Annotated in this window: 9 protein-coding genes; 5 read left to right on the top strand and 4 right to left on the bottom strand. The window is 67.4% G+C overall.

All coding sequences use genetic code 11. The features are described from left to right. Positions 1-53: 53 nt before the first annotated feature. Together NEF64_RS10765 and NEF64_RS10760 are read right to left on the bottom strand one after the other, a co-directional pair. Positions 54-2,969: a PAS domain-containing protein gene (locus NEF64_RS10765; protein WP_056408043.1), complete on the bottom strand. Its 2,916-nt coding sequence runs from the start codon at positions 2,967-2,969 to the stop codon at positions 54-56. Positions 2,970-3,093: 124 nt separating this feature from the next. Beyond that, positions 3,094-3,891, bottom strand: a complete 798-nt coding sequence (locus NEF64_RS10760) for an N-formylglutamate amidohydrolase (protein WP_252573721.1) — start codon at positions 3,889-3,891, stop codon at positions 3,094-3,096. Between the two features lie 16 nt (positions 3,892-3,907). On the opposite strand from NEF64_RS10760, the gene NEF64_RS10755 reads away from it, so the two are divergent. From NEF64_RS10755 to NEF64_RS10745, 3 genes are all read left to right on the top strand, one after another. Beyond that, positions 3,908-4,834: a transglutaminase family protein gene (locus NEF64_RS10755; RefSeq protein WP_056408046.1), complete on the top strand. Its 927-nt coding sequence runs from the start codon at positions 3,908-3,910 to the stop codon at positions 4,832-4,834. 13 nt (positions 4,835-4,847) lie between these two features. Continuing rightward, entirely contained in the window at positions 4,848-5,663 is an 816-nt protein-coding gene (locus tag NEF64_RS10750; RefSeq protein ID WP_031395203.1) for a transglutaminase-like domain-containing protein, read from the top strand. Between the two features lie 88 nt (positions 5,664-5,751). Beyond that, on the top strand, positions 5,752-6,090 hold the full coding sequence (locus NEF64_RS10745) for an amidohydrolase family protein (RefSeq protein ID WP_042467360.1): 339 nt from the start codon (positions 5,752-5,754) through the stop codon (positions 6,088-6,090). Between the two features lie 24 nt (positions 6,091-6,114). Here the strand turns inward: NEF64_RS10745 and NEF64_RS10740 are convergent, their stop codons facing one another. Together NEF64_RS10740 and NEF64_RS10735 are read right to left on the bottom strand one after the other, a co-directional pair. Then, complete coding sequence (locus NEF64_RS10740) at positions 6,115-6,849, bottom strand: Crp/Fnr family transcriptional regulator (protein ID WP_031395205.1); 735 nt, start codon at positions 6,847-6,849, stop codon at positions 6,115-6,117. A gap of 132 nt (positions 6,850-6,981) precedes the next feature. Next, positions 6,982-7,623, bottom strand: a complete 642-nt coding sequence (locus NEF64_RS10735) for an arylesterase (protein ID WP_235516453.1) — start codon at positions 7,621-7,623, stop codon at positions 6,982-6,984. 133 nt (positions 7,624-7,756) lie between these two features. On the opposite strand from NEF64_RS10735, the gene NEF64_RS10730 reads away from it, so the two are divergent. Beyond that, complete coding sequence (locus NEF64_RS10730; RefSeq protein WP_235516454.1) at positions 7,757-8,452, top strand: ABC transporter ATP-binding protein; 696 nt, start codon at positions 7,757-7,759, stop codon at positions 8,450-8,452. Then, positions 8,449-10,947 carry an ABC transporter permease gene (locus NEF64_RS10725; RefSeq protein ID WP_056408051.1) on the top strand — a complete coding sequence of 833 codons (2,499 nt, stop codon included), beginning with the start codon at positions 8,449-8,451 and terminating at the stop codon, positions 10,945-10,947. Before NEF64_RS10730 ends, NEF64_RS10725 begins: the two co-directional genes overlap by 4 nt. Positions 10,948-11,028 lie beyond the last annotated feature (81 nt).

The following is an 11,028-nucleotide window of genomic DNA, read 5'->3' as shown; positions in this document are numbered from 1 at the left end:
GAACTTTCCGTCATGGACTGGCACAACCCAGGCAGGGGTGGCTGGCATGTGGACTAGGGCAGGCGGATGAGATCGCGGATACGACCGGCCAGCGCGTCGATCGCAAAGGGTTTCGTCATCACGTGCATGCCCGGATCGAGATGGCCGTTGCCGACCACCGCATTTTCGGCATAGCCGGTGATGAAGAGGATCTTGAGGTCCGGACGGCCTACGCGCGCGGCATCCGCCATCTGCCGCCCGTTCATCCCCCCCGGCAAGCCGACATCCGTGACCAGCAGGTCGATGCGCGTGTCGGACTGGAGGATCTTCAGGCCGGCTGGCCCGTCCGCGGCCTCGATCGCGGCATAGCCCAGTTCCTCGAGCACCTCTACGACCAGCATGCGAACGGTGGGCTCGTCGTCGACGATCAGGACGGTCTCGCCACGGATAGCGCGCGGGACCTCGGCAAAATCGGGCTGCGGTTCGTCCTCGTCCGACGGACCGAAATGCCGTGGCAGATAGATGCAGATATTGCTGCCTTCGCCGACCTCCGAATAGATCCGGACCTGTCCGCCCGACTGGCGCGCAAAGCCGTAGATCATCGACAGGCCGAGCCCCGTGCCCAGACCCAAAGGCTTGGTCGTGAAGAACGGATCAAAGGCCTTGGCGACGACCTCGGGCGGCATGCCGGTGCCGTTGTCGGACACACAGAGCGAGACATATTGACCGGGATCGAGATCGCGGTCGCGACCCATCCGCGCGTCGATCCAGCGATTGGCCGTCTCGATCGTCAGCCGTCCGCCCGTGGGCATCGCATCGCGCGCGTTTATGCACAGGTTGAGGATCGCGTTTTCGAGCTGGTTGGGATCGACGAGCGTCGACCACAGCCCGGCGGAGGCGACCACCTCGACGGCGACGTCGGGCCCGACTGTCCGGCGCACGAGCTCCTCCAGCCCGCCGATCAACCGATTGACGTCGGTCGGCCGGGGATCGAGCGTCTGCCGCCGCGAAAAGGCCAGCAGACGGTGGGTGAGCGCCGCGGCACGCTTGGCGGCACCCTGTGCGGCAAGCGAGTAGCGTTCGACATCGCCCAGCCGTCCCTGTGCGATGCGGATGCCGAGCAGCTCGAGGCTGCCCATGATTCCGGTCAGCAGATTGTTGAAGTCGTGCGCCAGCCCGCCGGTCAGCTGGCCCACGGCTTCCATCTTCTGGCTCTGGCGCAGTGCGGCCTCGACATCCATCAACTCGCGGGTGCGCGCGGCGACCTGATCCTCGAGCGTTTCGGTCCAGGCGAGCAGTTCGGCGGCATGCCGGCGGCCATCGTCGATGTCCGTATTGGTGCCGACCCAGCGCGTGATCTGGCCGACGATGGTCCGTACCGGCTCCGCGCGAGCAAGAAACCATCGGTAGCCGCCATCAGCACTACGCAACCGGAACTCGGCGGCATAGGTAGTGCCCGTATCGCGTGCGGCCTGCCACGTCGTCGCAGTGGCCTCGCGATCGTCGGCGTGAACCAGTGACAGCCAGGTGCCGGATCCAGTTAGAGCGCCGGGCGAAATACCGGCATAATCATAGACCTGCTGGTTGACCCAGTAGATCTCGCCATCGGGACGCGCCGCCCAGATCAGGCTGGGCACCGCTTGCGCGAAGACGCGGAACTGTTCTTCACTCTCGCGGAGTGCTGCTTCCGCACGCAGCCGCTCGGTCGCCGCACGAACCCGGTCCGCGACCTCGCGCATAAGCTGGAGTTCCTCGTCCGCCCAGACTCGCGGCTGATCGTGATTGGCATAGAGCAGCGCGACGAAGGCATCCTGTTCGAGCAACGGCATGTTGACGAACGACCATGCGCTGATCGCCTTCAGGCCGGCAGCACCCGCAGCGGTGCGCGGGTCGCGCTCGACATCGGCGATCACGACCGTGCGCCCTGCCTTCAGATCCTCGATATAGGACCCATAGTCGCGGAACTGCAGCATGCCCGCCAGGGTGCGTGTCCCCGGCGCATTCCAGTCCCGCTCGACGGTGATCGTCTCGGCTAGGGCGTCGATCACGCCATAGCCGACCCGGCTGACCTGCAGAGCGTGGCCGAGGATTTCGGCCGCTGCATAGGCGATTGCCGCAGGGGCCGTCAGATCGCGGATCGCGTCGCCGAGTGCCAGCAACGCGGTTTGCCGCACGTCGGCGAGCTTGCGGGCGGTGATTTCAAAGCTGATCCCGGGAAAACGTAGCGCAGTCCCGTCGGCCGCGCGCTCGCAGCGGCCCTGCGCGATTACCCAGCGGATCGTCCCGTCGCGCTCGAGCAGGCGATATTCGGCTTCGAAGGGTCCGCCCGATCGGACGGCCGCCTCGATGGCCTGCTCGGTGCGAGCGCGGTCGTCCGGATGAATGCCTTGAAAGAACGTCGTGATCGGTGCGCCCGCCGCCGCGGCTGCCGGATCCACCCCGTACAGCAGAGCGAACCGGGCATCGGCGGTGACGCGATCCCGGGCGATGTCCCAGTCCCAGGTACCGATCCCGCCCCCGGCCGAAAGCGCCAGCTGCAACCGTTCCTCGGCCTCGCGGGCGAGCGTCTCTGTCCTGTGCCGCTCGGTCACGTCGCTGAGCAGCACGGCGATCCTGACCGAGCCCGGCTCGCCAATCCGCGCGACCTGTGCATCATAGCGCCGATCGCGCTGCGCCACGCGCGTCTCGAACCGGGTTGCGTGCCCGGTCCGGGCGATCTCGCCGAACGTCCCCATCCAGTCGCCATCCAGTGCGGGCTGCAGCGCGTGCCAGGTCTGTCCGACCGGGTCGCGCAAGCCCGTCTGCCGGAGAAATTGCGCGTTCGTTTCCAGGAACCGACAATCGACCACGCGATCGCCGTCGAAGATCAGATCGACCAGCCCGAAGCCGATATCGATCGCGGTGAACACTTCGCGATAGTCGCCTTCGCCGGGATGTCCCGATACGTGCTGACAGTCGTTCCCGGGGACGTTGTTCGGACTCGAGGGCATCGAATTTTATACTCGCAGGAACACCAACTCGGGTCCGGCACACGACCGGCCATGCGGCCGGAGTCACCGGACCCGGGTCGTCAAACGCGAGACAGGCGGTGGTCGATCCCCGGGAAGTTTGGTGTCATGCGGAACGGACGCGCGCGCTGGCGGATGTCAGAGCGGACGCGACCCGTTCGGACCAAGCGGCACAGCCATCGTGCGCGCCGATCAGGTCCTGGCGGATCTCGATCTCCGCATAGAGGCGCCGTGCCGGATAGGCGTGCCGCGGGATCGTATAATCGATTAAGTCCATCCGATAGGGCTTGTTGTCACCCACCACGAGGTCGGGCTCGCCCGCCAGGACCTCGAGCATCGCGAGGGCGAAGCGCGTGTCGCCGCCATCGTGCAGGATTCCGATATGCCAGGGCCGCAATCCCGCCCCGTCCGCGCCGCGCATCGCCGGGGTGAAGCTGTGCAGCGCAACCAGGATCGTCGGTTGTCCGGCGGCATCCCGGCGTGCGATCTCGGCCGCGATCGCCGCATGATAGGGCGCATGGATCACGGCATATCGCGCGGCTCGATCCGCCTCGCTCAGGTCGCGATTGCCGGGGATCGGCGTGCCGTCGCTGGTCTCGGCGATCGCATCGGGTTGCGTCTCGCTCCGGTTGCAGTCGACGACCAGCCGAGAATAGGTCTGATGGATGAAGACTGCGTCGAGCCGGTTTGCGAGCAGGCGCCCGACCTCGCCGACGCCGATGTCCCAGCCGATGTGCCGCCCCAGCTCGGCATCGTCGAGACCGAGCGACCCGAGCGACACGGGCACTGAGTTTCCAGCATGATCGCCGATCAGGAGGAACGATGATGCGCCTTTCGGGTTGACGATAACGGTCGGAGGCCTGTCTCCTGCCGCGATCAGCGGTCCCTCGGTCCGGTTGGTCATGCGATACGGATCCTGAATGCCATTTCTCACACTTTCTCACGTGACGAGATACACTTACCGGCAACCGGTAGCATTTGGCGAGCACCGTATCATGGTCCGTCCGCGCGAAAGCTATGACCAGCAGCTGATTTCGGCCGAGCTGACCATAACCCCCGAACCGTCGGAGGTGCGGTGGCTGCACGACGTGTTCGGCAATTCGGTGGCGATCGCGACGTTCGATCGCCGTGCGCGCGAACTCGTGTTCGACAGCCGGGTGCGGCTTGATCACAGCCCCGCCGAACTCGCGACGGTCGATATCGAGCAGTACGCACGCTCCTATCCGTTCACCTATTCGTCCGAGGACATGCCCGACCTGTTGCGGTCGATCGAGCGCCAGCATCACGATCCGCACCGCGAGATCGATCGCTGGGCGCGGCGGTTCCTCGATCCCTCGGGGCGGACCGATACGCTGGCGATGCTGTCCGACATGACCGCGGCGATCCGGCGCGACTTCACCTATGTGCCGCGCCCCGAAAAGGGGACGCAGTCGCCGATCGAGACGCTTGCCCGGCGCAAGGGTACCTGCCGCGATTATGCGATGCTGATGATCGAAGCGGCGCGCGCGCTCGGCTTCGCGGCGCGGTTCGTGTCGGGCTATGTCTATAATCCATCGAGCCGCGAGCAGCGGACGGGGGGCGGCAACACGCATGCCTGGGTCCGCATCTATCTGCCGGGATCGGGTTGGGTCGAGTTCGATCCGACCAACGGCATCATCGGCAGTCGCGGGCTGATCCGCGTCGCGATCGCCCGCGATATCTATCAGGCCGTGCCGATCTCGGGAAGCTGGGCGGGGTTCCCCGGCAGTTTCCTCGACATGACCGTTTCGGTCGACATCGCGGTCGACGAGCCGAGCGCCGCCCCTACAGCCACAACCCCGCTCGCGCCGCAGCCGGTCCGGGCATGAGAAAGACGACCGCATGCTGATCCGCGCCGGCTATGATATTCGCTTTGAGGCCGATGTTCCGACGCCGCTGATGGCGATGCTGAGCCTTCACCCGTCGCGCAACCGCGATCTGGTCACCCCGCACCGGATCGTCGCGAGCCCCGACGTCCCGATCTACGATTATCTCGACGCGTTCGGGAATGTCTGCACGCGGATGACCGTCCCCGCCGGCGGCCTGACGCTGTCGTGCGACTTCACGATCGAGGATGACGGGCAGCCCGACCCGGCCGATCCGGATGCCATCCAGCATGCCGTCGAGGACCTGCCGGACGAGATCCTCGTCTTCCTGCTTGGCAGCCGCTATTGCGAGACCGACCGGCTGTCCGAAACTGCCTGGTCGCTGTTCGGGCATGTGCCCTCAGGCTGGGCACGCGTGCAGGCGATCGTGCAGTTCACGCACGACCATATCGAGTTCGGCTATCATCATGCGCGGGCGACCAAGACCGCCTGGGATGCGCATCAGGAACAGCAGGGCGTGTGCCGCGATTTCGCGCATCTCGCGATCACGCTGTGCCGCTGCATGAACATTCCGGCGCGCTATTGCACCGGCTATCTCGGCGATATCGGCATTCCCCCGGTCGACGCACCGATGGATTTCTCGGCCTGGTTCGACGTCTATCTCGGCGGGCGCTGGCATACGTTCGACGCGCGACACAACCAGCCGCGGATCGGCCGGACCCTGATGGCGCGCGGCCGCGATGCGACCGATGCCGCGCTCACGACGACGTTCGGGCCAGCGCGGCTGGTGGGCTTCGACGTCCACACCGACAGCGTCGACGCGGCGGCTTGAGCCCGCCGCAGCGTCGGTTTACGCTTGTCACCCCGCCGGCGTTCGTGCGAACGCCGCGACACCATTAAAGAATGCTGCGATGCACCATATGCCTGCTTCTTCGACACCCGGTTCCGTCCCCAGCAACGCCAACGCGCTGCTGCTGCAAGCGATCGCGCTGCGCCAGTGCGTGACCGCGGTCTACAACCGGATGCATGTCAAACTCGCGCCGCATATCCTGTTCACGCGGCATGATGACGTGTTCGTCGACGCGGTCACGCTGCAGCGCGACGGACAGCCGCCCAAGGAGATCAAGCTCGGCACGTTCAAGCTCGCCGGGCTGAAGGATATCGTCGTGATCGACGAGGGGTTCCGGCCCGACGCCGTATTCAACCCGCACGACATCAAATATGAGGGCGTGACGCTCTTCGTCGTCGAGCCGAACTGACCGCCAAACGGACTGGCGCCGTGGTTACGGCGCGGGCGGCAGCCATGCCGTCTCGATCTCGCCGTAGCGGTCGACAAAGCCCGTCCGCCGCATTTGAAGCTCCGGGTCGAGGATCCGGACCCGTCGACCGTTGCGCTCGATCACGCCGTCACGCTCCAGCGCGCGGATCGTCCGGTTGACGTGCACCTTGGTCAAGCCGAGCGCATCCCCAATATCGCTCTGCGTCAGGGGCAGGTCGAACGAATCGATCACGCCACCCGCGGTGACCCGCAGACGCGCCAGGATATCGAGCAGGAGCGTGGTCAGCCGCTCCGCCGCGCCCTTTCGGCCGATCGAGGTAAGCCGATCGCTCATCGCGACATTCTCTGCCGCGGCGATGGCATAAAGCAGCCCGGCGAGCCGCGGCTGCTGGCGAAAGATCTGGCCCAGATCGGCCTTGGGTAGTTCGGTGACGGTACAGTCCGACACCGCGGTCAGCGTCGCCGAGGCCTGCGACCAGGCGATGCTGGACGTGCCGATCAGGTCGCCGGCATAGTGGAAGCGCAGGATCTGGCGGCCGCCGGCCGCGAGCCTCGCCGCCGAATGCAGCCAGCCATAATGGACGACGAACAGTGCATGGCTCGTCCCGCCCTCCGCCATCAGGATCTCGCCGGGCTTGAGCCGGATCTCACGTTGCTCGGCGCGCGAGATCGCGGCGCGTTCCTCTTCGGTCAGCGCAAGATGGCGTTCGAGCCGCGCGATCAACCCACTTCGATGCATCGTTCCGCCCCTGCATTCGCCCTTGTCGGCGGCCCCTGTCGGCTGCCCATCTCGGCTGCCCGTTACGGCCGCTCGTGACCCCATGCTCAACCATGCGGTTCGTCCGGTCGTCAACAGGCCGATTGGTCCGTATCAGCCTTTATCGAGCTGTCCCAGAATGATCGGCGTAAATCGATCGGCGATCCGATCGATGCCGCGTGTGTTCGGATGGACATGGTCGCGCTGCATCAGCGCTGTGTCGCCGATCACGCCATCGAGGATGAACGGGTAGAGCCCCGCACCATAGGTCTTGGCAAGATCGGGCCAGATCGTGTCGAACGCCGCCTGATATTCGGGGCCGAGATTGGGGGGCGCCCGCATGCCCGTCAGCACGACCGGGATCTTGCGGCGGCGCGCCTCGTCCATCATTGCGGTCAGGTTGGCGCGGGTCTCGGCGGGCGCGATCTGACGCAGCACATCGTTGCCGCCCAGTCCGAGCAGGATGAGATCGGGTTTGCGGGGCAGGCTGTCGAGCGCGAAGGCGAACCGCTGGCGCCCGGCCGCGCTGGTGTCGCCCGAGACGCCCGCATTGACGATCGTCGCGTTGACGTCCTTGCGGCGCAGCGTCGCCTGCAACACGTCGGGCAGGCTGTGACCGCGCGCGACGCCGTACCCCGCGTACAAACTGTCGCCAAAGGCCAGGATCAGGCGCTCGCGACCGGCCGGCGCGGGCGGCATCGCGACCGCCGTACCATCGACGGCCGTGTCGTTGCCCGCGCCGCGGGTGGCCGCCACAGGGGCCGAGCTATCCGCCGCCCGATCGCACCCCGCGAGGACCAGTGCTTGGAGAACCGCGGCGACTGCCACATATGAAGGCCTGTATCGCTCCAACGTAAAGTGCTCCATGTCCCGATCAACCTCCGACGATATGGTGATATCGGCCCGCAATGTCACGCTGACGCTCGGCAGCGCGAGTGCGGCAACCGCGATCCTCAAGGGGATCGATCTCGACATTGCGCGGGGCAGCAGCGTGGCGCTGCTCGGGCCCTCAGGGTCGGGCAAGTCGTCGCTGATGGCGGTGCTGTCCGGGCTTGAACAGGCGAGCGGCGGAGAGGTCGAGGTTGCGGGACTCGATTTCGGCGCGCTCGACGAGGATGCGCTGGCGCGCGCGCGGCGTGGTCGTATCGGCATCGTGCTCCAGGCATTTCATCTGTTGCCGACGATGACGGCGCTGGAAAACGTCGCCGTCCCGATGGAGCTTGCCGGCATGGCCGATGCGTTCGCACGCGCCGCCGATGAGCTGGAGGCGGTCGGGCTTGGCCACCGGACCGGGCATTATCCGACCCAGCTGTCGGGCGGGGAACAGCAGCGTGTGGCGATCGCCCGCGCGCTGGGACCGCGGCCGGACCTCGTCTTCGCGGACGAGCCGACGGGCAACCTCGATGCCGCGACGGGTGCGGCGGTGATGGACCTGCTGTTCGACCGACGCGCGGCGACCGGCGCGACGCTGATCATCATCACGCATGACCCGGTCCTCGCGGCGCGGTGCGACCGGGTCGTCGAACTCGGTGACGGGCGTATCGTCCGCGATCAGTTGCGGTCCGTGACGGGCGCGGGGGCATGACCGACTGGCGGCTCGCCTGGCGTCTGGCCAGGCGCGAGCTCAACCTCCGGTTTCGCGGCCTGCGACTGCTGCTGGCCTGTCTGTTCCTGGGGGTCGGCGCGCTGGCGGCGATCGGCAGCCTGACCCGCGCGATCGACGGCGAACTGGCAAGTCGCGGCAGCACGATCCTGGGTGGCGACGTCGAATTCGCCACGTCGCAACGCGCTGCGACACTCGAGGAGCGCCGCGCGATGGCCGCGCTCGGCACCGTATCGGAGACGGTGCGCATGCAGGCGACGGCGGTTCGCGGTTCGGCCAGCGTCCCGATCGAACTGAAGGGCGTCGACCGCGCCTATCCGCTCTACGGCACGGTCCGGTTTGCCGATGGTGGCGTAGCGGAACCGCCGCGCGACTCGGGGATCTGGATCGCGCCCGCGCTCGCCGACCGGCTGGGCGTCGGCCGCGGCGCCCGGATCCGGCTGGGTACGGCCGAGTTCGTGGTCGACCATGTCCTCGCCGAGGAGCCTGACCGGCTGGGCGAAGGCTTTACGCTGGGGCCCGTCGCGATCGTTTCGCTGCCCGGGATTGCGCGGACCGGCCTGATCCAGCCCGGCAGCCTTTACGAGACCAAATATCGCGTCCGCCTCACGTCGGGACTCGCGCCAACGCGCGCGGTCGACCGGATCAAGGCGGCATTCCCGTCCGCGGGCTGGGAAAGCAAGACCCGCGACCGTGCAGCGCCCGGTGCCGAGCGGTTCGTCCAGCGGATGGGCCAGTTCCTGTTGCTCGTCGGACTCTCCGCGCTCGTCATCGCCGGTATCGGGGTCGGGAATGGGGTCTCGTCCTATCTCGCCGCACGGCGGCAGAGCATCGCCGCGCTCAAGGTGCTTGGCGCGACGTCCGGGATGATCGCCCGGGTCTACCTGATCCAGATCGTCGTTGTTGCCGGGATCGGCATTCTAGCCGGTTTGATCGCCGGCGCCGCGGCGGTGCCGTTGATCGTCGCGCTCGCGGGCGACGTGCTGCCGGTCGCGCCGAGCTTCGCGGTGCAGCCCGTGCCGCTGCTGCTTGCCGCCGCCTATGGGATGGTGATCGCGCTGGCCTTTACCGCGCCAGCACTGGTCGAAGCCGGAAGCGTGCCGGCGGTCGTGCTGTTGCGTGGCAATGCCGGCCAGCGGCGCGTACCGTTGCGCCGGACGCTGCCCTGGGTTTCCGGTGGCGGGCTTGCGCTCGTTGCGCTCGCGCTGCTGACCGCGGAACAGCCCGGGCTCAGCGCCGCATTCCTCGCGGCGGTTGCGGCCGTGCTGCTCCTCCTTGCCGGGTTCGGCTGGGTCATCCGGATCGCGGCTGCGCGGTTGCCGCGGGCGCGCCAGCCTTTGCTCAGGCTTGCGATTGCAGCACTGCACCGTCCCGGCGCTCGGACCGGCACGCTGGTGGTCGCCCTCGGCCTGGGGCTGACGCTGTTCGTCCTGCTGGCGGCAATCCGGACGAGCATCGATGCGAATATCGCGCAGACCGTTCCGCAGCGCGCGCCTGCGCTGTTTGCGCTCGACGTCCCGCCGCAGCGCGAAGCCGAATTCCGCCGGACGGTCGCTGAGGCCGCGCGCAAGCCGGTGGTGATCACCGTGCCCGCGATGCGCGGGACGATCACGGGCTATGCGACGACGCGTGTCGCCGATCTCAAGACCTTGCCCGAAGGCGCCTGGGCGCTGCGTGGCGAACGCGGCTTGACCTATGCCGAGACGCTGCCCGCCGGCAGCCAGATCACCGCCGGGCGCTGGTGGCCGCGCGGCTATGCCGGGCCGCCGCTGGTGTCGATCGACGAGCGGCTGGCCAAGGCGCTCAGTCTGAAGATCGGCGATCCGATCCAGTACAGCCTGCTGGGTGTCGAGCGGAGCGCGCGGATCGCGTCGTTCCGGCGGATCAGCTGGGATACGCTCGGCTTCAACTTCGTCATGGTCTTCTCGCCCAACGCGATCGCCGACGCACCGCATAATCTGGCGGCGACGATCGATCTCAACCGTGGCGAGGAGGGGGCGGTGATGCGTGCGCTGCTCCCGCGGTTTCCGTCTGTTTCGGTGATCGAGGTCCGCGACGTGCTGGGGCAGTTGCGGACGATCGTGGGGCAGATGGCGACCGCGATCACCGCGGCGGCGTCGGTTGCGATCCTCGCCGGTATCGCTGTGCTGATCGGCGCAATCGCCGCGGCGCGTGAAGCGCGGACCTATGACGGCGTGATCCTGCGCACGCTCGGCGCGACGCGTCTCCAGGTGCTCGGCGTCCAGGCGCTCGAATATGCGTTTCTGACGGTGATCCTGTCCGCGGTGGCGCTGCTGCTGGGGCTGGGGGGGGCGTGGTATGTCGTCACGCAGGTCTTCGCGTTCACGTGGCTGCCGAGCTATCCGGCGGTGTTCGCAACGCTGATCGTAGGTGCGGGGCTGACGATGGCGATCGGGCTGATCGGGGCCTGGCCGATCCTCAGCGCCAGGCCAGCCCGGGCGTTGCGCGATCTCTGACCTGTTCCGCTCGCGGCACGAAATCGCGGCCGCGGCGTTTGCAAGGGATCGGGACGGCGCGATGGGCGGCCAAGGGGATCT

It is taken from the genome of Sphingomonas aerolata, assembly GCF_023935825.1.
GTDB lineage: Bacteria > Pseudomonadota > Alphaproteobacteria > Sphingomonadales > Sphingomonadaceae > Sphingomonas > Sphingomonas aerolata.
This window is presented reverse-complemented; position numbering and strand designations above follow the sequence as displayed.